21 protein-coding genes are annotated in these 25,174 nt (G+C 69.5%); 6 read left to right on the forward strand and 15 right to left on the reverse strand.

What is annotated here, in order from left to right:
• Positions 1–160: 160 nt before the first annotated feature.
• Positions 161–949: an MBL fold metallo-hydrolase gene (locus ACTWPP_RS01835; protein WP_443102258.1), complete on the reverse strand. Its 789-nt coding sequence runs from the start codon at positions 947–949 to the stop codon at positions 161–163.
• A gap of 86 nt (positions 950–1,035) precedes the next feature.
• Between ACTWPP_RS01835 and ACTWPP_RS01840 the strand changes: the two genes are divergently transcribed.
• Together ACTWPP_RS01840 and ACTWPP_RS01845 are read left to right on the forward strand one after the other, a co-directional pair.
• A complete protein-coding gene (locus ACTWPP_RS01840; protein ID WP_443102259.1) occupies positions 1,036–1,635 on the forward strand; it encodes a CGNR zinc finger domain-containing protein in 600 nt (199 codons plus the stop codon).
• 487 nt (positions 1,636–2,122) lie between these two features.
• On the forward strand, positions 2,123–2,620 hold the full coding sequence (locus ACTWPP_RS01845; protein WP_443102260.1) for an anthrone oxygenase family protein: 498 nt from the start codon (positions 2,123–2,125) through the stop codon (positions 2,618–2,620).
• Here the strand turns inward: ACTWPP_RS01845 and ACTWPP_RS01850 are convergent.
• The 3 genes from ACTWPP_RS01850 to ACTWPP_RS01860 form a co-directional block, all read right to left on the reverse strand.
• The gene (locus ACTWPP_RS01850) at positions 2,571–2,765 is read right to left on the reverse strand and encodes a hypothetical protein (protein ID WP_443102261.1); all 195 of its coding nucleotides are present in this window, start codon (positions 2,763–2,765) and stop codon (positions 2,571–2,573) included. The two genes, ACTWPP_RS01845 and ACTWPP_RS01850, sit on opposite strands and share 50 nt — an antisense overlap.
• Before the next feature lie 83 nt (positions 2,766–2,848).
• Positions 2,849–3,853, reverse strand: coding sequence for a DUF1349 domain-containing protein (locus ACTWPP_RS01855; protein WP_443102262.1), 1,005 nt, complete (start codon positions 3,851–3,853; stop codon positions 2,849–2,851).
• A 31-nt stretch (positions 3,854–3,884) separates the two neighbouring features.
• Positions 3,885–4,427 (reverse strand): dihydrofolate reductase family protein, encoded by a 543-nt coding sequence (locus ACTWPP_RS01860; RefSeq protein WP_443102263.1) that lies wholly within the window; start codon positions 4,425–4,427, stop codon positions 3,885–3,887.
• A 238-nt stretch (positions 4,428–4,665) separates the two neighbouring features.
• On the opposite strand from ACTWPP_RS01860, the gene ACTWPP_RS01865 reads away from it, so the two are divergent.
• Positions 4,666–5,640, forward strand: a complete 975-nt coding sequence (locus ACTWPP_RS01865) for an ArsR/SmtB family transcription factor (RefSeq protein WP_443102264.1) — start codon at positions 4,666–4,668, stop codon at positions 5,638–5,640.
• A 126-nt stretch (positions 5,641–5,766) separates the two neighbouring features.
• On the opposite strand, the gene ACTWPP_RS01870 is transcribed toward ACTWPP_RS01865, so the two are convergent.
• The 7 genes from ACTWPP_RS01870 to ACTWPP_RS01900 form a co-directional block, all read right to left on the reverse strand.
• Positions 5,767–6,618, reverse strand: a complete 852-nt coding sequence (locus ACTWPP_RS01870) for an alpha/beta fold hydrolase (RefSeq protein ID WP_443102265.1) — start codon at positions 6,616–6,618, stop codon at positions 5,767–5,769.
• 66 nt (positions 6,619–6,684) lie between these two features.
• Positions 6,685–7,989 carry an erythromycin esterase family protein gene (locus ACTWPP_RS01875; protein ID WP_443102266.1) on the reverse strand — a complete coding sequence of 435 codons (1,305 nt, stop codon included), beginning with the start codon at positions 7,987–7,989 and terminating at the stop codon, positions 6,685–6,687.
• A gap of 213 nt (positions 7,990–8,202) precedes the next feature.
• Entirely contained in the window at positions 8,203–10,968 is a 2,766-nt protein-coding gene (locus tag ACTWPP_RS01880; RefSeq protein ID WP_443102267.1) for a helix-turn-helix transcriptional regulator, read from the reverse strand.
• A gap of 44 nt (positions 10,969–11,012) precedes the next feature.
• Positions 11,013–11,957, reverse strand: coding sequence for an AraC family transcriptional regulator (locus tag ACTWPP_RS01885; protein ID WP_443102268.1), 945 nt, complete (start codon positions 11,955–11,957; stop codon positions 11,013–11,015).
• A gap of 325 nt (positions 11,958–12,282) precedes the next feature.
• Complete coding sequence (locus ACTWPP_RS01890; RefSeq protein ID WP_443102269.1) at positions 12,283–13,416, reverse strand: hypothetical protein; 1,134 nt, start codon at positions 13,414–13,416, stop codon at positions 12,283–12,285.
• 30 nt (positions 13,417–13,446) lie between these two features.
• Positions 13,447–13,929 (reverse strand): peptidoglycan-binding domain-containing protein, encoded by a 483-nt coding sequence (locus ACTWPP_RS01895; protein ID WP_443102270.1) that lies wholly within the window; start codon positions 13,927–13,929, stop codon positions 13,447–13,449.
• Positions 13,930–14,390: 461 nt separating this feature from the next.
• The gene (locus tag ACTWPP_RS01900; RefSeq protein ID WP_443102271.1) at positions 14,391–15,293 is read right to left on the reverse strand and encodes a LysR substrate-binding domain-containing protein; all 903 of its coding nucleotides are present in this window, start codon (positions 15,291–15,293) and stop codon (positions 14,391–14,393) included.
• A gap of 188 nt (positions 15,294–15,481) precedes the next feature.
• Here ACTWPP_RS01900 and ACTWPP_RS01905 point away from each other — a divergent pair, with 188 nt between their 5' ends.
• Positions 15,482–15,787, forward strand: a complete 306-nt coding sequence (locus ACTWPP_RS01905) for a DUF1330 domain-containing protein (protein ID WP_443102272.1) — start codon at positions 15,482–15,484, stop codon at positions 15,785–15,787.
• A gap of 222 nt (positions 15,788–16,009) precedes the next feature.
• Here the strand turns inward: ACTWPP_RS01905 and ACTWPP_RS01910 are convergent, their stop codons facing one another.
• The 4 genes from ACTWPP_RS01910 to ACTWPP_RS01925 form a co-directional block, all read right to left on the reverse strand.
• Positions 16,010–16,855, reverse strand: a complete 846-nt coding sequence (locus ACTWPP_RS01910; protein ID WP_443102273.1) for a hypothetical protein — start codon at positions 16,853–16,855, stop codon at positions 16,010–16,012.
• 58 nt (positions 16,856–16,913) lie between these two features.
• A complete protein-coding gene (locus tag ACTWPP_RS01915) occupies positions 16,914–18,866 on the reverse strand; it encodes a DNA/RNA non-specific endonuclease (protein WP_443102274.1) in 1,953 nt (650 codons plus the stop codon).
• A gap of 705 nt (positions 18,867–19,571) precedes the next feature.
• Entirely contained in the window at positions 19,572–22,100 is a 2,529-nt protein-coding gene (locus ACTWPP_RS01920) for a transglutaminase domain-containing protein (protein WP_443102275.1), read from the reverse strand.
• 616 nt (positions 22,101–22,716) lie between these two features.
• Complete coding sequence (locus ACTWPP_RS01925) at positions 22,717–23,172, reverse strand: MarR family winged helix-turn-helix transcriptional regulator (protein ID WP_443102276.1); 456 nt, start codon at positions 23,170–23,172, stop codon at positions 22,717–22,719.
• A 92-nt stretch (positions 23,173–23,264) separates the two neighbouring features.
• Between ACTWPP_RS01925 and ACTWPP_RS01930 the strand changes: the two genes are divergently transcribed.
• Both ACTWPP_RS01930 and ACTWPP_RS01935 read left to right on the forward strand, forming a co-directional pair.
• Positions 23,265–24,134: an alpha/beta fold hydrolase gene (locus ACTWPP_RS01930; RefSeq protein WP_443102277.1), complete on the forward strand. Its 870-nt coding sequence runs from the start codon at positions 23,265–23,267 to the stop codon at positions 24,132–24,134.
• 1 nt (position 24,135) lies between these two features.
• Positions 24,136–24,978 (forward strand): EamA family transporter, encoded by an 843-nt coding sequence (locus ACTWPP_RS01935; RefSeq protein ID WP_443102278.1) that lies wholly within the window; start codon positions 24,136–24,138, stop codon positions 24,976–24,978.
• The last annotated feature ends 196 nt before the right edge of the window (positions 24,979–25,174 follow it).

Here is a 25,174-nt window from a genome sequence, read left to right on the forward strand (position 1 = left end):
ACGGCGCCATCGGCGCGGTTTCGACAGGTGAGGTCTGCGAGAGACGAAGGGATGGCCCGGCGACGGCGCACCGCCCTCAACGGTGTGGCAGGCCTAGCCGGTCAAGGCTGTGAGCTGACCGGCGCTGCCGAGGGGCGTCCGGGGCTGCCTGGCTGCGCGGTCAGCCCCGGTCACCCAGGTCCAGGCAGTCGACCAGCCCGGCTTCGGTGAAAGCGGCTACCAGTTCGTCACGGCCCTCGGTGAAGTGGGCCCAGCTGTCGTAGTGGACGGGAACCACCCGACGGGCGCCGAGGATCTTTGCGGCCTCGGCGGTCTGGGCGCTGTCGAGGACGATGAGCGCGCCGTCGAAGAGGACGGGGAAGCGGGGAGCCCCGGCGAAGAGGATGGCGGTCTCCATCGGGCCGAAGCGTTCGGCGATCCGCTTGACCATGTCGAGCGAGGCGTTGTCGCCGCTGACGTAGACCGTGGGCAGGTTCTCCCCGGTCAGGACGAATCCGACGACCTGGCCGGTGATCGGTTCGACGTCCTCGCGTGCGCCGGGCCCGTGGATGGCGGGCACGCCCGTGACGGTGATCGTGCCGCCGCCGGGGCGGTCCAGTTCGATCGACTCCCAGTCGGCCAGCCCCTGGGCCCCGTTCCCCAGGCGCTGCCCGCCCCCGGGCGTGGTGAGGGTGAGCGGGACGTCGGCGAGCAGTGCCCGGCCGGAGTCGTCGAGGTTGTCGGGGTGCTCGTCGTGGGAGAGCAGGACCACGTCGATGCGGCCGAGGCCGGCCGGTTCGGCGGAGGAGGGCGCCGTCTTGGTCAGCCGGCCGCCCGGTACCCGGTATTCGCCGGGAGCGTCGAAGGTCGGGTCGGTCAAGAACCGCAGGCCGCCGTATTCGAAGAGGGCGGTCGGGCCGCCGAAAACGCGGACCGGGATCTGCTCAGTGGGCACGCTGGTACCGGGCATCGAGAAACCTCACGGATGAGAAGTGGTTTATCCGTGAAGGACGGTAGTGGTGTCTCACGGATGAACGCAAGCCGTACCATGAAGCCATGAGCGAGCTCCTGACCGCCGAGTCTGTGCTGCCGCCCGCGCCGGGGGCGGAGGCCTACCTCGCCCTCGACTTTGTCAACAGCGCCATCGCGCTGCCTGGAGGGCAGTTCATCGATCTCCTCGGCACCCCGGAGGCGACGAATCAGTGGCTCACCGAACGCGGCCTCGCTCCGGCCGATGCCGGGGTGCAGGAGACGTGCGCGACGCAGCTGCGCTCGCTGCGCGAACACGTCAGGGCATTGTTCGCCGCTCGTGTCGCCAGGCTGCCCGCCTCACCCGCGGCTCTGTCCGCCGTCAATGACGCGCTGAGCGGGGCCCCCACGGCCCCCTTGCTGTACTGGGACGAGAAGAACGGCCCCTACCGCGCGGCGCCGTGCCCCACCAACGCGATCCTCGACCGCGCTCTTGCGACCCTTGCGGCCAACACGGCCGACCTCCTCACCGGCTCCGACGCCGACCGCCTCACCGCCTGTGGTTCCACTTCCTGCAACCGCTTCCTGCTGCGCCACGGCCGGCGCCACTGGTGCTCCATCCGCTGCGGCGACCGCGCCCGCGCCGCCCGCGCCTACGCCCGACGCACTCAGTCGAAGGCGGACTGAGACCCCGCATCCCGGGGATGTGGGCTCATTGTGCGGCAGCCCTACACAGGACGACGACGTGGCTCCCGCTCAACGTGAGCAGCTCGGCAGGGGCATGCCGGCCACGCTAGGGGGCGCCACTGACAGTGACATTGCGGGAGGTCGGCATGGGTGACACGCCGCGCACAGTAGACGAATTCGAATGAGAGTGCGCGTTAGGGCCATGGATGATTTCGTGAACTCCATCTTCGATGGGTCACATGACCACAACACCGCACACCTCGAAACACTCGCCGCCTCAGACCGTCTCCGTCATCGGCGGCACCGGGGGGCGGCTGGTCTTGCCGTCCGGTCGCACCACGGTCGAAAGCATGCTGGGGCGACCCGCAGGTGACTTCTCCGCGTACGTCGGTCGCACGGCGGCATCGGACGCCTGGAGCGTCGGGAGTGCGACGGCGGTGCACCGGTGAACGTCCCGACGCCCGCGGGGGGCGAAGCCCTGAGGACCGTGACCCTGGTCGTGGCCACGATGACGACCGGCTTCACGGCGAGCGTGTTCGTCCACTGGTCGAACACCATCATGCCCGCCCTGGGTGAGGTCGATGACCGCACCTTTGTCGCGTCCTTCCACGCCCTGGACGCCGCGATTGCCAATCCCCTCTTCCTCGGTGTGGGGTTCCTGGGCGCCCTGCTGTCCACGGGTCTCGCCGCAGCGCTCCATCTCCGCGGGGAGCAGCGGCGGACCCTGATGTGGATCGTGGCCGCTCTGGGGTGCTACCTGGCGGCGCTGGTGATCACGTTCGCCGTCCACGAGCCCCTCAACCAGGCCCTCAGGGCTCCTGGGGAACTCGCCACCGACGCCGACGTCGCTGCCGCGCGTGCTCGGCTCGAGGAGGCGAGGTGGACGGCGTGGAACACGGTGCGGGCGGTCGTGTCGACGCTCGCGTTCGGTTGCCTTACGTGGGCCCTGGCGGGATCTCGGCGTTGGAGAAGTACGGCGCTGTGAACGGCAGGCTGTCGCCGAGCCAGACCTGCAGCGCGGCGTACATCTCCGCGTAGCAGCCGCCACGGTAGGCCTCGGGTGTCGCCCACCAGCCGACGTCCACGTCGTGACGGACCAGCTCTTCGGTGAGGGGACGGCGTACCCCCATCGGGTACAGGTAGCAGCAGCCGAGGTAGGTGCCGTCGCTGCGGTGGATGCCCTAGGTGAACGACGTGCCGTCACGGAACTCCATCATCGACCTTCCTGTCCGGTGACGAAGTCGCCGCAGGCCTCCAGCAGCACCTCGGTGCCCTGCCGGCCCCCGTCACGTTCTTCGGTGGATCGGCATCGCTGCCCGACTCGGACCCTGGTGCCGCCCTCATGGTCGGAGAAGGTCATCTCCATCACCGTGTCACCCCCGGGGAAAGCGGTCTCCATGACCAGGCGCCGGCCGTCGACGACGTCGAGGTAGCGGCCGGAGAGGCCGGTGCCGGCCTGCCACCGGCCGCCGGGGCGAACGTCGAGGCCGACGGTCCCGACGTCACCGCCGAACCAGGACGCGAACGCCGCCGGATCGGTCCAGGCCTGCCAGACCTGGTCGCGCGGCGCGGCGAGGTCGCGCTCGACGACGTACTCGAGCGGCGCTGGGTGGGCGGCGTCGTGCAGGTCGTGGACAACCGCGTTGAGGTAGCTGATCTGGGTGAACCTGGCTCGACAGCCCTCTCCCGTGGGGGACTGGGTGAGGAACCCGACCTCGCAGTCCTGCTCGCCGAGGTAGAAGTGCCGGATGAGGTGCCAGACATCCCCGTCGGTGGATGCGTGGAACGCGTAGGCGCCGGCTCGACGGGAGACCTTGAGCCACACCGTGCCGGCGTCGGTGTGCAGGCCGGTGGCGTCGTCGGAGCGGCCCCGCGTCACCACCGAGACCAGCATCGGCTGCCGCTGAGTTGAGATCTCGTGAGCGAGTTTCGCCCAGTGGTCTGGCGCCGGCCTTACCACGAGGGCACCGGCATCGAACGCACTGGCGAAGTCGACGGAGACCCGCGCGGTGAGCGTGAACTCCCGGTGCGGGGCGACGCCTAGCAGCGCCGACCCGGTGGCGGTCACTTCGCCGGTGGCCGGGTCCACGAACCAGTCGGTGCGGGGACCGGTGGTGATGGTCAGTGCGTCCTCGGCAGGCTGCACCGGTAGTGGGGCGCCGGACCACCGCAGTGCCATCGGCACTCCGGTGAGTCGGACGACCTCGGGCAGGTCCATGGTCGTTCTCCCGCTTCTCGGTCGGCGCGCCCTACACCCGGCTCTGCATGGCGATGACCACGACACCGTTGTCGAAGGCGGTGGTGCCGGTGGTCTCGAACGCGGCGTGAAGCCCGGGCGTGAGCAGCACGTCGTCCGGCCCGCCCACGCCGGCGAGGACCGGGTGATACCACAGGTGCAGCTCGTCGAGGAGCCCCGCGCCCGCGAGGCGCTTGGCCACCGGGCCGAAGCCGTGCATCAGGATCGTGCCGGCGCCCTCCTTGAGCCTCGCCGCGGCTTCGAGCAGATCTCCCTGTACGACCGTGGTGGCATTCCATTGCGGATCGGTCAGGGTGGTGGACGCGACGTGCTTGGGGAGGGTGTTGATCCGCTCGGCGTACTCTCCGTCTCTCCCGGGCCAGGCCGATGCGTAGATCTCGTAGGTGTTTCGGCCCATCAGCATGGCATCGGCCTCACGGAGCTGCCGCAGCGCCAGCTCGTCGGTCTGGTCGCTGACGTAGTCGAAGTGCCACCTGTCCATGTGGTTGATGACGCCGTCCAGCGAGACGAAAGTGGAGTTCACGATCTTTCCCATGTGCTTCCCTTCATGGCGTGGAGTCGGCTCGGCCTGGTCGGGTCCGGGCCGGCGGGCATACGTCGAGCAACGACACCCGTCCTGCGTCACTGGACGTAGAGGCCCCTGCAATTGAGGCGATCCGGCCGGCGGTCCGCAATCGTTTCAGCTCTGCCGGAAACGTCGTCGGATTCCGGTTGCCGGACACCACCGGTGTGCGCATGATCGTCGGGCGACGACACCGACGAGAGGGCGCCGAATGCTGCGGCTGCTGTTCGACGTGACGGATCTGGCCCGCACGACGTTCGCCGTGCCGTTTCCGCTGTGCGAGGTGGCCGGCAGCATCGAGGCGGCCCAACGCCCGGCGAGCCGGTTTCGAACCCTGTGCAGAACCTCGAACACGCGCCTCCCCGCCACGGCGCGCCCCCTGCTCGGGCTGGTCCTGCCGCATGGAGGGGTCCCGGAGTTCCTGGCGCCAGAACGGACCGGCCCCCTCGACGAGCTTCTCGACGTGGTGCGGACGACGCCGTCGGGGCGGCTGACCGAAGACCTCGCCGAGGTCAGCGCCGGCGGTCCGCGGACGTCGTGGGCACGCGATCTCGCCATGGGCGAGGCTCACGCCGTCCGGCATCTCGGTGACGCGCTGCGAAGCTGGCATGACCATGTGCTGGCTCCGCACTGGCCGAGCCTCCAGCGCGCCGTGTCGACCGAGCTCGCCCACCGCGCCTGGCAGTGGGGGACCCAGGGCGCCGAGACGACGCTGAACACCTTGCATCCCAGCATCCGCTGGCGCGACGGTACGCTCGAAGTCGATGCACCTGTGAACGCCGACATCGCCCTCGACGGACGGGGCCTGCGCCTGGTGCCCTCGGCCGTGTGGGCACGGCCGGTGCTGGCACTGGGGTGGCGGCAGCCGACTCTCACCTACCCCGTGTCCGGCGACGTGGAGAGCGCCGGGACTCCAGGCCGTGAGCACGGCGACCTGCTCGCCGGGTTGATCGGCGGCACCCGCTCCCGCGTGGTGCGGCGGCTCGCAACGGCCGACGACACGACCAGCGGCCTGGCCACCGCGCTCGGCATCAGCCCGGCCTCGGCCTCCAGCCATGCCAAGGTCCTCCGCACGGCCGGCCTGGTGACGAGCCGGCGACACGGCCGGGAGGTTCGTCACGCCCTCACGGAGCTCGGACACCGGCTGGCAATGGGCTCGTGTCCGAGCGACGCGTTGCGCGGGTAGCGAAGCGGACCGCCTTGGTGGAGGTGTAGGCGATGCAACGATGGAGCCCCGCTAGGGGAGGCTGGGCCGAGTTCCTGGGTCTTCATGGCACAAGGTTCCTGCTCACCTATGAAACTGACGTGGCCCTTAACCCGGCCTGCCGGCGGGCGAGAACGTCGCGATCTGGGCGGCGACCAGCGCTGGTGCGTCGAGCTGGACGAAGGTGCGTGCCCCCGGGACCTCGATGAACTCCCCGGTCGGGAAGGTTTCTGCCAGCCGCCGTCCGAGGGCGGGCTTGAAGGCGCGGTCGGCCATGCCCCAGACCACCCGTACGGGGATGTCGACGTCCTGCATCCGCCTCGACACCTCGAGAAGCTCCTTGCGGTCCATCGCTTTGAGGAAGCGGACGGCGTCCTCGCGGATCTCGGGGTCGGTCAGGCTCGGCTCGATCCAGGAACGGGTCTGCTCGGCGTCGAGGTGGTTGGCGAGCAGTCCGAGGCCGAGCGGTGAGTGCCGGAACGCCTTCGCGCGCATGGGGAGCAGGTTCATGCGCATCCTGACCGTGCCGCGAAGCAGGGAGAAGATCAGGTTGAAGGGGAACGGCGGGAAGGTGTCGAACGCATCGCAGTTGAGGAAGACGACGCGGCCGATCCTGCTGGGGTCGGCGTCGAGTGCGTACTGCGCCAGTGCGCCGCCGGTGTCGCTGCCGACGAGGGTGACGTCGTGCAGGTCCAGTGCCTCGAGGAAGGCGAGCACCTGGTGGGCGACGCCGCGTGGGGTCTGGTCGGCGTCGCGGTGCATCGGGGTGCGGTGAGCGCCCAGTGGCCAGTCCGGTGCGTAGGACCGGATGCCTCGCTCGGCCAGCAGGTCCGCGACCGCCGACCACACGGAGCCGTCGACCAGGAACGCGTGCAAGAACACTACCGGCGGTGCGCTCGTGTCCTCGGGTCCGACGGCTCGGTAGTTCAGTGGTCCGTGGGGGAGTTCGATCGCGTTCATCGTTGTGACCTTTCTCAATTCATTGACGTGGTCATTCCTCGTGGTGGCGTGCGCTCGGGCGTGCGCCTACGGGCCGGTGGGGGCCTCGTACGTCCGGCTCGCGGTCGTCACCGGCAGGTAGATGGCGGCGTCGAAGGCGTCGCGCAGGCCGTCGACGGTCATGGAATAGTCGTTGCCGTCCTGGCTCGCGTCGTACTCCGGCAGGATCACCCGCATCGTGTGGGTGCCGTTCAGCCAGGCGCGCACGCGGCCCGGAGCACGGGAGTGGCGGAGGTCGATGGCGAAGGCGGTGGGGCGGGCGGCGTGGAAGGTGGCCTCGAGCATCCCGGGTCGCGGGGCTCCGATCGACTGGGGCGGGGGCTTCGACCCGAACCCCGGCGAGCTGATCTCGCCGGCGCCGAACCAGGTGCCGATCGACACGTAGCGCTCACCGTGGCGGCGCTCCAGGATGCCGCCGGCCATCGTGCCGCGCAGTTCTTCCCTGGGAGTCCGGTAGGTGAGGGCGGGGGCTGCGGCGGTGTGTACGTTGGCGGCCCAGTAGACCGTCTTGCGATGCCCGGTCAGGTCCTGCCACCACTGGAGCGAGTCCGCGATGAAGCGTTCGCGGTGCGCACGGAACCCGGTCTCGGCCTGGTTGCGGAACCAGCCGAGGATCGCGCGGGCGTGCTGTTCGGCGTACTCCCGCTGCCACCGGTCCGGACCGTCCACGTCCTGGACGAGAGCGACGACCCGCTCGGCCGCGGGGACGAGAGCCTGCTTCTCGGCGTCATTCAGGCCGAAGTACCACGTGTACGGATTCGCCTTCTTCGGCGGCCGCACGGTCGTGAATTCGGTCCTGAGCTCACTGAGCCGGTCCGGTGCGTGTGCTCTCACGTACCGCTCGATGTCGTCGAAGCCATGCTGCCGCAGCTGGAGCAGGTCGGTGCCGAGGAACCGGACCTTGTCCTCGTGACGCTGGTTCCAGGCTCGCAGCCACTTCACCAGGTCGAGGATCTCCTCGGTGCCCCACAGATGGGAGGCCATCCGGTCGACGAGCATCCGGGGGTCGCCCTGCCCGGTGGTCAGGTACCGGTCGATGAGAACGCCGCTGCCGAAGTCGTCCTCGAAGGCGAGGGTGCGGAAGCCGTGATGCTCGACCAGCCTGCGGACCAGCCGGTGCTTGACCTGGAACTGCTCGCTCGACCCGTGGGTGGACTCGCCGAGCCCGACCAGCCGGGCGTCCGCGACGACGCGGTCGAGCCACCTCAGGTCGCGAGCCGGTGCGCCGGGCGCGATCTGGACGTCCCGCGCGCGCCGGTCGATCCATGACTCGACGGTGTCGCACGAAGGGTCACCAGCGGCTAGGGCCGTGCCGGGGGTGACGACTGACATCGACGTGAGAGTGAGGCCGAGTAAGGCAGCGGACAACGCCGCCAGCCGAGGGCCCGTTGTGGTGCTCATCGGAACGCTCCTGGTGAAAGCTCGTGAACAAGTCAGCATGAGCATCCCGGGGACCAGGGGACCGAACATCGTCCAGGTGGCCGATATGGCGCGAGCTTCGTCGGCGTTCGCCGCATCGGCCATCGGCCGACCCGCGCGGTCGAGCTACGTCGACCCGCCACCCATCCGGGTGCTGGCGACGCGTGCGAGCTCGGTACGGTTGCCGATGTCGAGCTTGCGGTAGATGTGGGCGAGGTGCGTCTTCACGGTCGCGCGGCTGATGAAGAGTCGGTCACCGATCTCAGGATTGGTCAGTCCCTCGACGACCAGGGAGGCGACCTTGAGCTCGGTGGGCGTCAGGCTCTCCCAGCCGATCGTGGGGCGTTCCCGGGTGCCCCGACCCCGGGTCGCGAGGTCGACGGCGTCGTCGAGGGAGAGGGCGAAGCCCTCGTCCCAGGTCGCCTGGAAGCCCTCATCCAGCGCTGACCGGAGGGCGTCGAGCACGCTGATGACATCGGGGTCGTCGACCGGACGACGCGGGTACCCCATCTGTTCGCGGCCTGCGGTGGAAGCGGCGTAGAGCCGGACGGCGAGCGCGTGCCGGCCGGTGGCGGCCGCGTTGCCGGCGAGCGCGTCCAGGCTGTCGGCGTAGAAGGTGCGGATCCCGGCTGTCCTGCGCACCGTCAGGGCCTCGTGGTGCAATTCAAGCGCCCGGCCGGGGTCGCTGCCCGCGACCAGGAACGCCTGCTCGGTCAGGCCGTCGGCCAGGACCATTGACGAGCCGAGGCCGCGGCCGAGCGCGACGGCGCGCGCCGCGTAACGCTCTGCTTCCTCGGGACGGCCCAGCCGTCGCAGGACGCCGGCGAGCCCGGCCATGCATCGCGCGGCCATCCAGTCGACCCCCTCGGGTGTGAGCGAGCGGGTGCCGCGGTCGAGCCAGCGCCACGCGTCATCGAGATCGCCGGCCCACAGGTGCAGCAAGCCGATCGTCACCATGTAGCCGACGATGTGGGCGTCGGGTGCCTGGTCGACCATCCGGATGACGGGGACCAGCAACCGCAGGCCACCGGGAATGTCACCGGCCATGCCGCGCGCGAGTGCGGCCTGCGACAGATTCGTGCCGACGGCGAAGTAGTCGCCGAGCGGCTCGACGATCGCCAGGGACTCGTCGCCGAAGGAGACGGCGCCGCGGACGTCGCCGCAGTACATCGCCGCGAACAGGTCGATCGTGCGGGCGAAGGAGGCGCAGAAGCGGTCGCCGCGACGGCGGCTCTCCTCGAACGCCGGGCAGGTGACCTCTACGGCCTCGTCATGGCGATCCCTGGCGCTCAGCGAGTACGCCGCCACGACCAGGCCCCAGTCCCGGCTGAACGGGTCACCGATGCGCCGGCCGATCTCGTGGCCCTCGATGGCCAACGAGTGGCATCTCTGGAAGTCGAAGAAGAACGGGCGGTAGGCGGCCATCACGAGGCATCGGGCACTGGTGCGATCGTCGCCGGCCTCGCCCGAGATCGCGAGGGCGCGCTCGGCGGCCTCGGCCGCCTGATCCAGCCGTCCGCTGACCATCCCGAGCATCGCTACCCCGCACCACAGCCTGCCCTGAACGGCCGACCGGTCCTCGGAGTCCAGAGCGATCGCCCGGCGCAGGTACCGCAGCCCTTCGTGGACCCACCCGCGAACGAACCAGAACCGCGCCATCGCCGCGGCGAGACGCCGGACTCGCTCGTCCCGGAGGCCGCTGCCGAGCCCCCGGTTCAGGGCCGCCGCGACATTGTCGTGGTGGCTGCTCAGTACGCGGCGCCACGTGTCCTGATCACGGTCCAGCTCCCGCTCGCCGCGCTCGGCGAGGGCGAGGTAGTAGTCGAGATGCCGATCTCGGGTCGAGGGGAGTTCGCCGGCTTCCCGAAGGCGTTCATCGGCGTATTGCCGGACGGTATCGAGGAGCCGGTAACGCACGTCGGTCTCGCCCTCCCGCACGACGACCAGTGACTTGTCGACCAACCTGGTGAGGACGGTGAGCATGTCCTGCGGTGGGCCAGATCCGTCGTTGACGCACACCGCCTGCACGGCGTCCAGGGAGAAGGTTCCGGCGAACACGGCAAGGCGCCGGAACACGACTCGGTCATCCTCTTCGAGGAGGGCGTGGCTCCACGCCATGGAGCCCGACAATGTCCGGTGCCTGGGCAACGCTCCTCGGGGACCTCCCGCGAGCAGGTGCATGCTGGTTTCGAGCCCGGACCGGATCTGGCTCGGCGACAGCATCCGCACCCACGCCGCCGCCAGCTCGATCGCCAAGGGAATGCCGTCCACTCGTCGACAGATCGCCCGGACGTCCGCTTCATGATCGTCCACCGGGAATCCCGGCGCGACCAAGGCCGCTCGATCGGCGAAGAGACTGAGCGACTCCTCGTCCTGCAGTGACGGCACCCTCCGGACGGCCTCTCCCGGCACGCCGAGCGGCTCCCGGCTCGTGGCGAGGATCGACATGCCGGGGCAGGCACGCAGGAGCACGTTCACCAGATCCGCGCACGCGGCGAGCAGGTGCTCACAGTTGTCCAGGCACAGGAGCAGGTGACGTTCCCGGAGCAGGCCGGCCAGCAGATGGAGCGGTTCGGTGTCGGGGTCAACGAATACCCCCATGACCGATGCGACTGCGCGGGCGACCTGCTCGCCCTCACCGACCGATGTCAGGTCGGCCCACCAGACGCCGCCGGGCAGTCCGTTCCCCAGGCGGTCGGCCAACCGGGCGGCGAGCCGGGTCTTGCCGCAGCCACCGATGCCGGTCAACGTGACCAGCCGCCGAGCGGCGATCAACCGCTCGACCTCCTCCAGCTCCTCGAGCCGGCCGATGAACGTCGTCAGCTCGGCCGGAACGCCCCCCGTCGGCAACGGGCCGGCATCGCCCGGTGCGCCGACGACCTTCGGGGGCACCTACCTGCACCTCCGCACGAGCATCCCCCGCCCGGGACAGCGGTTCATGCCGGCACGCCGCCTTGCTGTCGGTAGGCAAGCGGGCTGACGCCGTGGTGACGCTTGAACGCGGTGCTGAACGTGAACGGGTTGGTGTAGCCCACCTCCGCGGCCACGCCGGAGACGGGCATGTCCGCCTCTCTGAGGAGGTCGGCGGCGAGCGCCATCCGCCAGGAGGTGAGGTGACTCATCGGCGGTTCGCCTACCGCGGTCATGAACCTGCGGGCGAAGCCGGCACGGGACATCCCGACCCGCTCGGCCAGGGATGCGACAGTCCAGGGACGGGCGGTCTGGTCGTGCATCAGTTCCAGCGCGGCGCTGACGATCGGGTCCGCGCCGACGCCGAGCCACCCCGGCGGGTCGGCGCCCGGCGAGTTGGCCCAGTGGCGGATGGCGGCGACGGTGAGGCCGTCCAACAGCCGATCCAACAAACTGGCCTGACCGATGCCCTCACCTTGGATCTCCCCGGCGAGGACCTCGACGAGTCCCGGGCCGCGGTCGGCCGCTCTCACCACCCACGCCGAGGGAAGCGCCCGGAGGAGCCGGGAGCCGACCTCGTTCACGCTCGGATAGGTGCCGACGAGCATGGTGTCGCGACCGGCTGCGGCGTTGCCCCAGGTCCGCACCCCGCGATGGGTCGGGAGATCCAGGCTGGTCCCGGCCGGCGTCTCACACCCACCGCCCTTGTGGATCACGGCTTGGGGCGCACGGCCTTCGATGTCGGCGAACGAATAGGGGGCCGGGCGGGCGATCAACAGCAGGTCACCGGAATAGAGCCTCACCGGGTCACCGTCGTCGGGCACGTAGCAGGCGACGCCGGAGGTCACCGCCACCACCGACAGAGGAGCCTCGTCCTGTATCCGCACACCCCAGGGCGGAGTCATGGTCACCCTGAGCAGAAACGCACCCTGCGCACGCGGCGCGTCCAGCAGAGCCGTCAGTGGATCCACTCACACCACGATAGACGAATCCGAATGAACCGGCGCCATTCGACAACGAATGGTGATCGCACGATCTCCCGGTTTGATGGACGGCACGACCGCTGCAGTCCTGAGAACGCTGAGTCCGGGCGGCCTCATCTCCACGAACACCGGCAGCGTGGCCGCCGTCGCCGTGACCAGCCCTGCGCCGATGAGATCCCTGCCTCTCCCCGATCCGGGAGGGACGGCGATCTCGCCGGCGCGAAATGCCGGGGCAGCGGGCCTTTCGCCTCCTTCCACTACGTCTTCAAGGACGGCCAGTACCGGGGTGACGAATACAGCCGCCGCCAGGGGATCAGCGCTTCGGTTCGGCAGGCGCGGACGTGGGGCCGAGAGGCGGCGAGGCGGCCGGGCCGTGCACGCCGTCCAGGACGGCCTGGCCCTGCCTGTCGACGAACTTGGTGAACAGCTCCTGCGAGTAGCCGAGGACGACCGCCCAGGCGATGATCTGCCCCGGCGAGTCGAGCGCGCTGAGCCCCGGGACGAACCCGCCGCGCATCAGCAGCAGGCCGAGCACCGCGGTCAGCGCGCCGGTCGGCAGCTTGAGCAGGGCCAACGCGACCGGGATCCCGAACGCGGTGGACGTCCCGCGGATCTTCCGCAGCGCCGACGCCGCCGCGATCCCGGCCGCGACCAGCCCGATGAACTCCACGACGATGTAGTCGCCCCACCCGGCGACCTCGCGCGTCCGCGTGTCCAGCCGGTCGGCCGGGACGGACGGCGTGGCGCCCGTGGGGCAGACGATGCTGAAGTCGCTCCGCGCGCCGGGGCCCGGCGCAGGGGTGAAGCACAGCGGGACGGCCGTCCGCCACAACGCCGAGAGCACCCCGATGCCGATCACCGCGCAGAACAGGAGCACGGCGATCCACCGGACGATCCGCACGAAGCTGTCGGCGCGGAGCTTCTCCCGCAGCGCGGCCTGGCGTGCGGTGTCCACCGCGGCCACCAGGGTGACGAGATGCCCGTCGGTGAGGGGCGCGGGACGTCCGGCCTCCTGGGCTTCGCGCAGCTCCTTGGCCAGCCGCTCGACGAAGATCCGGTGCTCGTCGGCCGGAGCGAGATGCTGCTTGACCGCGGCGGACATGGCCGGCAGGAACGATTGCAGCTCCTCGGGTGAGAGCGTCCGCATCCACAGCGAGCGCGCGCAGTTCAGGTGGAGCTGGGCCGTCGTGACATGTGATGCCGTCAGGTTCCTGCGGTGCGTGCCGGGGTCGATCACGTCCATCGCCCGGTCCAGGGCCTGCTGCGCGCCGCGCACCAGTTCCGCATCCGCGGGCGGCTGGTTTCCCGCGTCCCGCGGGGAGGCGAGGATCGCGCGGAGTTCGTGGACGTCCGCGCGCACTTCTTCGCACAGCACCCACGAGCCCCGTTCGCGCTCCCATTCGTCGAGTCTCCGGGCGCCGGGAATCCAGCCGGTCCAGCGGCTCATCCGCCGATGTCCTTCCGGGATGCGGCCGGGTCAGGCGGCGGCCGTCGGCACTTTCTCCTGCCAGGCGGCGTACCAGGTCTCGTAGCCGACCTCTCCGGTCTCCGGCAGCCCGAGGGCGCGCTGCATCAATATGCACGCGCTGGCGTCCTCGTCGTCGTAGTGGCCGTCGATGTTCTTTATTCGCCAGCCACGGCTGTCCACCTGGCGCTGCCACGCCTTGACGTGCTCTCCGCTGGACCCGTACACGAGAGTCACATCAGGTGGCGGCGGAGGGAGCGTGCTGGGGGCCTCCCATGCCGCCCGCCAGGTGTTCGGCCCGACGATGCCGTCGGGCTTCAGGCCCTTCTCGGTCTGAAAATTCATGCAGATTCGCTTGCTGATCGGGCCGTACTTCCCGTCCGGGCCGATGTTCCAGCCGCGCGTCTTCATCTGCTGCTGCCACTGTTTGACGCCGGGACCGCTCGTGATCGGCGGGTACGACATCATCGGCGGCTTGAACGGCGGGGCCGACATTGCTGCCTCCTCTAAATCGTTCCCCTTCTATGGATCCCGTCCCAACCACCGAACCAGCGAACCGGCGAAAGAACCACCAAGGAGAGGTATCAGGAGACCCTTTTTCCGCATTTTCACGCTCGTTTTAATTTTCGTTGGCTTTGCCTGTGAGAACCGGCACCGTTTGTCGGTGGGTTCGGGCACCGGTTGATGATCGACCAGCCGAAAATGTCGATGAGTTTGGGCACCACGTCGGGCCGTGTTGAGTTCGGTGGGGGTGCTGTTTGCGGGTCCGGCCTCGGTACTGGAACAGTGGTTGGCGTTAAGCATTGACCGACGTCATGGACGCCGTTGACGGCAGGCGTTCCCGCCGGTTACCCGTGCTTGTCCGGTTCGGCGTCGGCGAAGGCGCGGTATCCGCCGAGATCTCGGGCTGGGCGAGGACGTCGCCGCGGTGTACGACTCGCTTGACCCCTTGCGCGTCAGTCCGGCAGCCAGTGCAGCTCGTGCGCCAGGGTTTTGGCGACGGCACGGATGCGGCGGTGTAGCGGCGACTGTTCGCGTGGGAGGACCAGGTGGATCGTCAGACTGGGCGCGCCTCGCAGCGGTCGCCAAGTGAGACCGGCCGGTTGTGCCGTGACCGCGGCTTCTCCGGCCGGGGCGAGGGTTACCCCGTCGCACAGGTCGCGCTGAGACATGTCGAAAGAGACTGCGGGCGTGTGGAATCGGGGGTGTGGTCGGGTGTCTCGGAACAGTGCGGACAGCTGATCGTGGATCACGGGGTTGGCCGCACGGTCGGGGAGTCGCAGCGGATACGCGGCCGCGTCGGCGATCTCGATCTCCGGGTGTCCGGCCAGCGGATGGTGCTGCGCCAGCTGGACCCCGATGCGCGCACGCCGCAGCAGGAACCGGCGCACGCCACGGCCCGGCTGTTCACCGCGGGTGATCCCGGCATCGATGCGGCCGTCGGCGACCGCGGGGGAGATCTCCGGTGTCGCCATCGGGACCGCGCTGACCTCGAGTCCGCTGTTGCCGCGAATCAGCCTGTCCACCAGGGCCGGTGCCGTCTCGGCCCCGGCGCTGAGGCTGTATCCGATGCGCAGCGTGCCCAGTTCACCGGCCGCCGCGCTCCGGGCGGTGTCCCATGCCCGGTCCAGCGCCGCCAGCGCGGGCGGCGCGGACTCCGCCAAAGCCGCACCGGCCGTGGTCAATACGACGCTACGCGTGTTGCGGACCAGCAGGGCCGTACCGAGTTCCGCCTCCAATCGGCGCATGCGGGCGCTGAGTGCGGGCTGTGCGATACCGATCCGTGCGGCCGCGCGGGTGAAGTTCAACTCCTGCGCCAGCACCAGGAAGTACCGCAGGCTCACCGTATCCGGCGCCACGTGCCCTCCCTGCCGATTGATAACGATCCGTTCTGAGTCTATCCCGTACCGGTCTTTCCCTCGACCGCACATCAAGCCCTAACCTGCGCATATGACGATTCAACCGGCCGCAGTACCGGCCGCCGGGATCGATCGATCTGAGTGTCAATTCGAAGTCGGACGTGTCCGGCCGAACACAGGAGGTTTCCATGGCTAAGGGCTACTGGGTCAGTGTCTACCCCGCCATTTCCGACCCTGAGGGGCTGGCTGCCTACGACAAGCTGGCCGGTCCGGCTGTCCAGGCTGGGGGCGGGCGCGTCCTGTCCCTCCTCCCGTCCCGTGGCGGTCGAGTCGTCGCCCACGAGGCCGGAATCACGCAACGCGTCGTTCTGATCGAGTTCGACAGCTTTGAACAGGCCGTCGCGGCATACGAGAGCGAGGCATACCAGAAGGCGCTGGTGGCCCTCCCCGACGGCGTCGAGCGCGACTTCCGCATCATCGAAGGCATCGACTGACCGGCGGGCCCAGCCATCCCTGAGCATCCGTCACCTGATACGCACACGGTGCTGAACGACGACTCACGGGACGAGTTCGAAGCCATGCCCCGCGTCCCAGTTCGTCGTCGACGTCCTCGACGGCCTGATCCCTGTCGGGCGCATCGAAGTAGCCCAGGGGCGCGCCTGGCTGCGCCAGGATGGCGCACTGGAGCCGGCCGCCCTGCTTCGGGGATCAGGTGGTCATGCCACAGATCTACCGCGAAGGCCCGTTCCCCGTGAGCCCTGCTTGCGCGAACTGGCCGACCTGAAAGTCGGCCATCCGGCCGTCGAGGCTTGAGCCCATCGCCGCACCTCATGCACGCCCGTCACGGGGCCGCGCCGGTGCGACAAACTTCCGACCACCGGGCCAGCGGCCCCGAGGCCGGGGTCCGCCAGCGGCGCGTTCTGCTCGCGGGGGACGGTTTCAGATCGGTTCGTCTGGAGGTTGGCTCGGATGGTCGCGACGGTTTGAAGTTGCCCCAGCCGGGCGTTGGGCGATGCGGGCCTTGAGGCCTTGACGCAGACGTGTTGAGGCGCCCGGCAGAGTTGCCAGTTGTAGGACTTCGCTGGTTGTGAGCTCAGTGCGGCCGGCAAGTGCGAGGGCGGCCGCATAGGGCCGGTTGCCTGGGGTGTTGAGTTTGGTTTCGAGTTCGCCGAGAAGTTGGAGCAGGACTGCCCGGTCGGCGTTGGCGTGGGTGGCGATCTGGGATAGCAGCTGGTTGTCGTTCCAGGCATCCGATAGGTCACCTGCGTCGCATCATGCTCATCCACCAGCCGATCGAAGATCCGTTTGACGGTGTGCCGCTGCTTGCGCGGAGCATCCAGATCCGCCCGCAGCATCTGATCGATCAGCGGCCTGTAGGCATCAAGCCGGGTCTTGCGCGGCGGCAACTTCTTGCGCGGCTCGGGCCACACCGACGCCAACGCCTTGGCAACCGTCCGCCGGGACACCCCATGCTTGTGCTCCAGCGCCCGCCCCGACAGCCCAGCCGCCGAGTCACGGCGGATCGCCGCGTACAACGCGACCTTCTCGGCCTGCGATGCCACGGCGCCTCCGCGTTCACTACTCACCGACAGAGCCATTTCGTTGCTCCCGACCTCGCCGTCAGAGGATCAGGTCCTCGGGGCGGACGATCTCGCGGGGCGCCGGAACCGTCTCCAGCCGCTCCAGCGGATCGGCCTGGACGTGCGGGTCGACGTTGAGGCCGGTGAGCTCGCCGAGCCTGCGGACCGGTACCTGGAACGTCTTGTACGCGCCGTAGGAGAAGGCCTCCTCGCCGGCCAGATCGTCGATCAGGACCGCCTGGCTGAGCAGGTACCCGGTCGCCGAGAGCTCGCCGGACGCGTCGGCCATTGCGACGATCTTCCAGAACTGGCGGGGCAGGCGGACGCCGCGGTAGACGTCGTCGTCGTCGGCCAGCACCGGCCCGGTGAACACGCTGACCGCCAGGTCATGGTTGTCGGCGTTGTTCAGGACGTAGTCCTCCAGCCCGAGCCACAGCGTCTGGCCGGCGTTGAACGCGTGGTGCTGAGGGGTGGCGTTGGTGAAGTGGAAGGTGTCGTCGTTGGCGGCCTTGGCGATGGCGTCCGTCCCCCAGGCGGGGTCGATCCGGCGCACCAGATGGCCCCGGTCCAGGTCGTTGGCGCGGTAAACGTCCTCGCCGGTCTGCTCTCCGGCGGGCAGCCGCGGGTCGAGGAACCAGCGGTCCCCCTCGCGCCGGGGACGCCGCGAGCTCCGGCCGTCGATGTTGCAGGCGGTGAACAGCGCGAGCGCCCGCTGCCGGTGCATGACGACGCTGAAGTGGTGGTAGCGCAGTTCGGCCGACGCGACGGCGGCCAGGTCGGGTGACAGTGCGGGCATCGGCAGCGGCCGGGCCAGGAACGCGGGATCGTACCCTTCGCGGGCGCTGTAGTCGGGGTCGATCGCCTCCAGTACGCCCGCGGCCTCGGCCGCCCGCCCGTCCGCGAGCCGTACCGTGACCTCCATCGGGATCGTGACCGTCCCTTCGCGCGTCTGCGCCGCCGGGACGGCGGACAACGCCCGCGACGCCGCGCGCGAGACCGGAGGCGGGCCGACCGCCGAGGCCTGGAGAGGCACCGCGCGCTCGCTTCCCGGCGGAGCGAACAGCTCGTCGACGAGCGCCCGCTGCGCCTCGGGAAGCGACGTTTCGCGCACCACCCCACAGATCCGGCTGATGCGGATTCCTTCGTTGACGAACCCGCCGGTCTCCTCCGGATCGGGCACCGGAACGCTCGCGTGGTGCAGGGCGACGACCTCCCACTGGTCGTTGAACACCGGCGAGCCGGACGACCCGGGCTCGGTGTCGGCCGCGTAGTGCAGGAACCGCTCGGGGATGTCGACGATCCGGTTCTCGCGCAGCGCGACCTGCTTCCTGTCCCCGCGCGGGTGCTGGACGATCGTGACGAACTCCCCGATGATCGCCTTCCCCTCGGCCTCGATCAGCCGGTTGTAGCCGAACGCCGCCAGCTCGGCGGCCGGGGCGTTGACCGCCACGAGGGCGAAGTCGAGTCCGGTCTCGGCGAGGAAGAACCGGTCCGGATCCAGCGGGTACGCCACGACGGCCAGCGGCCGTCCGTCGACGCCGTCCTGGTAGTTGAACTCGACCACGCTGGTACGGGCCGTAACGGCGTCGGGCAGCACGTGGTGGTTGGTCAGGAACAGGGACGGGGACACCAGCGAGCCCGTCCCGTACCCGACCGTGCGGCCGCCCTCGTCGCGGATGTTCACCCGGCCGACGGTGCGCGCCGCGGCCACCCCGGCGTCCAGATAGCGGACGCCCACGTAGTCGACCGTATTGATGATCTTCTCCAGCCGCGCGGCGGGCTCCGCGGCCCCGGGTTCCAGCAGGGAGCCGTCGCCGTAGAACCGGCTGAGCCTGTCGACCCGCTTGGCGACCCGCTCGGCGGTGTCGGCCACCGCCACGCCGCCGGGCGAGGCCAGGACGGTCTCGTGCTCGCGCCGTTCCGGAACGCGCTCGGCCACCCGGCGCGCCGCCGTCTCCCGCTGGCGCTCCAGCCCCCGCTCATAGAACTCCATTTCAATTCCCCCGGGTCATTGAATATCCGTGAACCACCTACTTCTCCTAATTTCCTCGGTTATCGCCGGATTTCGCCAGTCCCGGGTTGCCCTCTTTACCCCGCATCGGGAAACGTTTGACGAAGAAGACGCGCGAGTGGGTCATCGAGGTGATCAAGGACCTGCACGGCAAGCTCGCCGAGACCTGGCCCATGGTCTTGGGCATCGGTGACGCCGACGTACCCATTCCACACTCGTGGCCGCATTCCGCCACGCCATCCGTCACCGAGGTGGTGCAGCGGGGGCGGGGCAGGCATACCAGGAGGACGGCCCGTACACCGAGCAGGCGTACTCATCGCGGTCCCAGCCGGTGACGGCCCGGCCGGTTAGAGCGGTGATGGCGGCGGCCGTTGCCGAACAGGCCGAACCCGGCGCCCTCGATCTCGCCGTCCGGACCGGTCAGGCCCCACCGGCCCTCATCGCGCCGCAGGCACACATCGGTGCCGTCCCACTCCCTGGCCGACCTTCACCGCCGCCGGCTGCTCCGGGAGCTGGTCATAGACCGTGACCGAGGGGACGGGCCGAGTATCGGGCGGCAGCGCCGCGAAGCGGGCCTGCCAACGTCCGGGCCACCCTTGCGAGCGGTCGCACATTGCCGGACGAGTACGTCCTCCGCACCACCCAGCCGCAGCGGTCGGCCGGTCTTCCCATGAATTGAGGGTCAGGTCACTTTCTGTACGGTTCTTTGTCGATCCCGTGCTCCGGGAGCGGCGCTGCCACCTGTACCCGGGGAACGTCGACCGGCTCTGCTACTCGGAACGGCCGCTGAATCAGCACACTTCCGCTGTTCCCGGTCGCAACCGCGACGTGCAGGCTGCCCGCGTCGATCGGCGCCACGGTCCACAAGGTCCACTCGATCTCGCGCTCGTCTCCGGGCTCCAGGTCTCCGAGCCGACGCTGAGTCTCCTCCACCCGGATCGCGAATGGAGCCGTCATGTCGGCGGTCACGTCACGGATGGGCTCGTCGGAGATGTTCCGGATGACTACCCGGGCGGTCGACGGTTCACCCACGACGAGTCCCCTGGCCTCCCACCCCAACCCTGCTTCGACGCCTACCGGCAGCGACACCTGCTGCAGCGCCGCCGGCAGCGTTGCTTCTGCCGTAACCATCCTGGCCTGCAACAGCAGGGACTGGCCGGGAGGCAAGGTGGTGGGAAGGTCGAGCCGGACCGAAAGGTCGATGGACTCGCCGGGTGCGATTGCAGCCTCCAGGTTCACCTCGGCGTACGTCGTCTCCGCGAGCCGCTTGACCTCCGGCCGAGTGCCGATGAGCTCGACCCGGACCGGCCCCTGCAGCGCCTCCTCGCCGTGATTCTCCAGATGCAGCGTGCCGCTCAGCACTCCGCCAAACCGCAACTCCCGCCCGTCGAGGCTGAGCCGACTGGGGGCCAGGGCTCTGGTGCGCACCCCCGCGCAGTCCCAGTGCGTCTGCTCCCAGTAGCCGGCCTCACACAGTTCCTCGACCCAGGCGGCCTTGACCAGGGCCTGCGACGGTTCGCGGCATGCGTTGCGCCCGTAGGAGACGTCCGTGCTGCCGTCATCGACTTCCCCGGGCACCCAGTTCTCGCCACCCATGATGATGATGTCGTTGTACTTCTTGATCGCGACGTTGCGCGTGGTGCCGAAGGTGCGCCGCGACTCCGCGGTCATGCCGGGCAGCTCGTGCGGGTGGAGCACCCGCCATTCGAGCGCCCCGTCATGATGGGAGAGGAACTCCACCCAGGTGTCGAATCCCCAGAGCTTCTTGGGGTCGAGGTCGGGATGCGGGTGCTCCGGGGAGGAGTCGACGGTCACCGGGTGCGCGGGGATGCCCATGGCCCGCAGGAACGCGGTGAGGCAGCACGCGTCGTCGGCGCACTGCGCCTTGGACTCACTCGTGATCAAGTGGACGACGTCGTTGCCGTGCCAGTTCAGGTCGTAGGCGAACAGCGCTTCCTCGGCCCTCGCCAGTGCGTGCGCGGCCGCGTACGGGTCGATATGCCCCTGCGCGGCGTTGACTGCCGGCATGAACACCCGGGCATCGCTGGGATGCAGGTAGTACGGAAACGCCGCGGCCGAGTTGAGACCGGTGCCGAACCAGATCGCGGTCGCGTCGAAGGTGAACCGCGACGGTCCGCCCACCGCTGCCGGGTCGAAGACGATGAAGAACGGCGCCTTGGCCTCCTGCTGCGGTACGCAGGAGGCGCGCACGGAGACCGTGTACTGCCCGACGGGTATTCCGTCGGGCACCGCCCATCCGGTCGAGGACGTCCAAGGCCAGGCGGCCGAGTAGTACCCCGGGTAGATCTCGGTCACTACGGGCTCGGCGATCACCTGGCCCCCAGGGTCGAGGATGTGGACGTCCACGCTGCCCTGGCAACATGCCTGAATCCGGATCTGGGGACCCGCCCCGGCTCCGCGCGGGAACACCGGCCCAGGGATCGGCTGTTCCTCGCCTTTGGGCAGGAAGAACGGATGCCCGCCGAGGATCTCGACGGCGGGAGACTCCACGCGGCGGACGACCTCGACGGTGTTCGAGGTGGGGCTGATCGTCCACGCCCCGGGAGACCCCAAGTACTGGATCGCCGTGATGTGATCGCCAGAGCTCAGGTTGATGCCGGAGCCGAGTTCCACAACGACGTCACCTGGGGCCGCTCCGGCGTACCCGACCGGGATCCCCTTGCGCTGCACCACGACGATGGCGTTGATGGTGGTCTTCCGCACGACAACGTGGCGGGCGTGGTCACAGATCGGACCCACTACGTACGGGGCATCGAGCCTCCCCTCCGGGGTTGCCTCGGTGGGGACGCTGATGTGTTCGCACAGCTTCTGGGTGGCGGAGATCTTCTCGCCGGTCAACTTCGTGCTCAGGGGGACCGCGTTGGTGCCCGCATTCGCAAGGCCGGCGCCCAGGACGACGCCGCCTCGGGTGACCTGAATCTCGGATCCCACCAGCAGGCCCGTGAGCGTTACGACGTCGTTGCCAGGAATGAGCGACGGCCCGTCGATCCCGGGTGGCGGGACCGGTAGGGGAGTGGGACGAACCTTGACGGGCGGGTCCGAGAGCAGCCCGTCGACCTGGTGGTCGGTGCCCTCACAGCCGAACTGCTGAGCGGTGACCCAGCGGTCTTTATGCAGTGGCGCGGTGACGACGGGAACGTAGGAAGTCGCGGCCGGTGCGACCCCGATCTCACCGCCGTCCTCGTATGCGTGCACCCGTGTGCTGGGTACGAGCGAAAGGCGTCATTGAATGAGGCAGAGCGGCGACCTCGTGTCCAGCCGCCGCAGGTCCGTGTAGATCCGAAGCGGATCCACTCCCCACACCAGTGCCCCTGAATGACATTTCGCAATCAATTGACTACCCACGGTCGCACAATGCCCTCTGAAGGGTCGACAAAACACAGGCCCAGGCCCGCTGCAACGAGGTCATGCTCGCCGCGTTCATCCCGCTCGCCTACACCATCGGCACCGACTTCAAACCCGCGCCCCGCATCCCATGCGACCAGGTCCTGCGCTGGAAGCGATGGTGAACGCTCGACCGCCGGGCCGAGCACCTGACACAAGCCGCAGAGGCCGCGGACCCGGACTGCCTGATCGCGAACGCGCCGCCGTCGAGTACGCCACCCGCGCCCGGGGTGCCGGGGCGCGGCCGAGCAGCGGCTGGGCCGGTCTCACCCCGGCCGAACGGCAGGTCGTACGCCCGCGCCATCCACCCCGATGGCCGATGTTCCACCGGTCCCGCTCGACGCTGGACGCGATGGAGTCCAGGATCCGGGGTGAGGTGAACGCCTGCTTGGTCGTGTGGTTGATCGGTGATGTCGAGATCGGACGCCTAGCGCCGGTCGCTGAGGGTCTGCTCGATGCCGATGAGGGCGTCGAGCTGTTGTGGGGTCAGCAGGCTGGTGAGGTGGCGCTGGACGGATGCCAGGTGCGCCGGAGTGGCCGTCGCGTGCGCCTGGCGGCCTGAATCGGTGAGCAGCACGTCATCGCCGCGGCCGTCGAGCTCGCAAGGCTCGCGGGCGATGAGACCGCGGCGCTCCATCCGGCCGAGTTGGCGGGACAGGCGGCTGTGGGCCCAGCCCATCCGGGCGGTCAGCTGGCCAACGCGGATGCAGTGCTCGCCGCTCGACATCGCCACCACGGCGGACAGCACTTCGTAGTCGGGCAGCGACAGGCCCGACTCACGCTCCAGGTCGCGGGCGACCTCGGCGTCCACGAGCAACTGGAGCCGGCGGTAGGCCTGCCAGGCGTCCTGCGCGGCGATCTCCGGCTGGCGCGTTCGGGTCATACGGACGAGTGTACGGGGGTTCTCTTTACATGTAACGAATCTGAGCCCTATCTTCTTCGTTACATGGAACGAAACCATCCGGAGGGTATGCGATGTCGACCGGTGAGCGGATCATCAAGGCCAACGGCGTGGAACTGTGCGTGGAGTCGTTCGGCGACCCGGCCGATCCGGCCGTCCTGCTGGTCCATGGCGCGGGCCACTCCCTGCTGGCTTGGGACGAGGAGTTCGTGGGTCGGCTGGTGGCCGGGCGCCGGCAGGTGATCCGGTATGACAGCAGGGACGCGGGCCGTTCGACCGGCTACCCGGCAGGATCACCCGCGTACGGGCTCGGTGACCTGGTCGCAGACGCCGCCGCGCTGCTCGACGTGCTCGGCGTTACCGCCGCCCACGTGGTCGGCATGTCGCAGGGTGCGGCGGTCGCCCAGCTCCTGGCCCTTGACCACGCCGACCGGGTCGCCTCACTCACCCTCGCCTCCTCCACGCCCGGCGGCCCCGGCCATCAACACCCCGATCTGCCGGCGATGTCGCAGGAGATCCAGGAACTCTTCGCGAACGAGCCCGCCGAGCCCGACTGGTCCGACCGGGCCGCGGTCATCGACTATCTCGTCGAGGCCGAACGGCCCTTCGCGGCGCGCTCCCGCCCGTTCGACACCGACGGCATGCGGGCGGCGGCCGAGCGCGTCGTGGACCGGACCGCCGACATCGCCGCGCAGCTGACCAATCCGTTCATGATCGACGCGGGCGAGCCCTGGCGTGGGCGGCTCGGCCACGTCGGTGCTCCGACGCTGGTGTTCCACGGCACCGAAGACCCGTTCTTCCCGGCCGGCCGCGGCCGCGCGCTCGCCGCGGAGATCCCCGGCGCCCGCTTCCTCCCTCTGGAGGGGACCGGCCACGAGGTCTTCCCCCGGCACCGATGGGACGCCGTCATCCCAGCGATCCTCGATCACACCGCGGGCCGATGACATGATCGCCATCGCGCTCGCGCTGGGTGCGAGCCTCGGCTGGGGAGCCTCCGACTTCCTCGGCGGGTTGAAGAGCCGCTCCGCGCCGCTGCTCACAGTCCTGCTGATCTCGCAGTCGACCGCCCTGGTCCTGGTCACGGTCCTGGTGATCGTACGCGGTGCGAGCCCGCCGGACACGGGGGCGCTCGGCCAGGCCGCCGCCGCCGGCCTCGCGGAGACGGTCGGCGTCGCCGCGCTCTACCGCGGCCTTGCGGTCGGCAAGATGAGCATCGTCGCTCCCGTCGCCGCGACCGCGCCGGTCGTCCCGCTCCTGGCGGGCCTGGCGACCGGTGAAGCCCCCGGGACGATCCAGCTCGGCGGACTAGGGCTGGCGCTGCTCGGGCTCGTCATCACCTCGCGGCGATCCGGTGGCGATGAGGGCGCGACCTCGCGGTCTCTGCCGAGCGTCCTGTACGGGCTGCTGGCGGCCCTGGGCTTCGGCACGTTCTTCTTCACCATGGACGGCGCAAGCGAGAGCGACGTCGGCTGGGCCCTGCTGACCGCCCGCCTCACCGCCACCACGGCCGTCGCAACAACCGTTGTCCTCAAGCGCCATCGCGTCGCCCTCGCGCGGACCGGCCTCCCCGCGGTCGCGGCGATCGGTGTCCTCATCATCACCGCCGACGCCCTCTACGCGACCGCCTCGACGCACGGCCTGGTGAGCATCGCCGCCGTCCTCGGCTCACTCCACACCATCGTCACGATGGCCCTGGCCCGGGTCTTCCTCAACGAACGGCTGGCACGTCCACAGCATCTCGGGATCGCCACTTCCCTTCTCGGCGTCCTGACCATCTCCGCAGCGTGACCTCCTGCGGCATCTTCACGGCGCGGTGTTGAGGACGCGGACCAGCGCGCGCACCACCATGCCCGGTGAAGCCGCTACAACCCCGCCCATCCGTCCGCCCGGCGAAGTCCAGGGGAGCGGGAATGTCGCCGAGATCGCGCAGTCCCTCGGCGGACGCCGAGGGCGCCTCGTGATCGACACATGGGCGGGATCACCG

The organism is Actinomadura sp. 3N407 (assembly GCF_052245875.1).
Classification (GTDB): Bacteria; Actinomycetota; Actinomycetes; order Streptosporangiales; family Streptosporangiaceae; genus Spirillospora.

Excerpts from the sequence above, each read along its gene's own strand:
- ACTWPP_RS01905 (WP_443102272.1), top strand. The coding sequence starts at position 15,482 with ATGGCTAAGGGCTACTGGGTCAGTGTCTACCCCGCCATTTCCGACCCT.
- ACTWPP_RS01895 (WP_443102270.1), bottom strand. The coding sequence starts at position 13,929 with ATGTCGGCCCCGCCGTTCAAGCCGCCGATGATGTCGTACCCGCCGATC.
- ACTWPP_RS01875 (WP_443102266.1), bottom strand. The coding sequence starts at position 7,989 with ATGTCAGTCGTCACCCCCGGCACGGCCCTAGCCGCTGGTGACCCTTCG.
- ACTWPP_RS01870 (WP_443102265.1), bottom strand. The coding sequence starts at position 6,618 with ATGAACGCGATCGAACTCCCCCACGGACCACTGAACTACCGAGCCGTC.
- ACTWPP_RS01930 (WP_443102277.1), top strand. The coding sequence starts at position 23,265 with ATGTCGACCGGTGAGCGGATCATCAAGGCCAACGGCGTGGAACTGTGC.
- ACTWPP_RS01855 (WP_443102262.1), bottom strand. The coding sequence starts at position 3,853 with ATGGACCTGCCCGAGGTCGTCCGACTCACCGGAGTGCCGATGGCACTG.
- ACTWPP_RS01850 (WP_443102261.1), bottom strand. The coding sequence starts at position 2,765 with ATGGGGGTACGCCGTCCCCTCACCGAAGAGCTGGTCCGTCACGACGTG.
- ACTWPP_RS01835 (WP_443102258.1), bottom strand. The coding sequence starts at position 949 with ATGCCCGGTACCAGCGTGCCCACTGAGCAGATCCCGGTCCGCGTTTTC.
- ACTWPP_RS01860 (WP_443102263.1), bottom strand. The coding sequence starts at position 4,427 with ATGGGAAAGATCGTGAACTCCACTTTCGTCTCGCTGGACGGCGTCATC.
- ACTWPP_RS01915 (WP_443102274.1), bottom strand. The coding sequence starts at position 18,866 with ATGGAGTTCTATGAGCGGGGGCTGGAGCGCCAGCGGGAGACGGCGGCG.
- ACTWPP_RS01925 (WP_443102276.1), bottom strand. The coding sequence starts at position 23,172 with ATGACCCGAACGCGCCAGCCGGAGATCGCCGCGCAGGACGCCTGGCAG.
- ACTWPP_RS01840 (WP_443102259.1), top strand. The coding sequence starts at position 1,036 with ATGAGCGAGCTCCTGACCGCCGAGTCTGTGCTGCCGCCCGCGCCGGGG.
- ACTWPP_RS01865 (WP_443102264.1), top strand. The coding sequence starts at position 4,666 with ATGCTGCGGCTGCTGTTCGACGTGACGGATCTGGCCCGCACGACGTTC.
- ACTWPP_RS01935 (WP_443102278.1), top strand. The coding sequence starts at position 24,136 with ATGATCGCCATCGCGCTCGCGCTGGGTGCGAGCCTCGGCTGGGGAGCC.
- ACTWPP_RS01890 (WP_443102269.1), bottom strand. The coding sequence starts at position 13,416 with ATGAGCCGCTGGACCGGCTGGATTCCCGGCGCCCGGAGACTCGACGAA.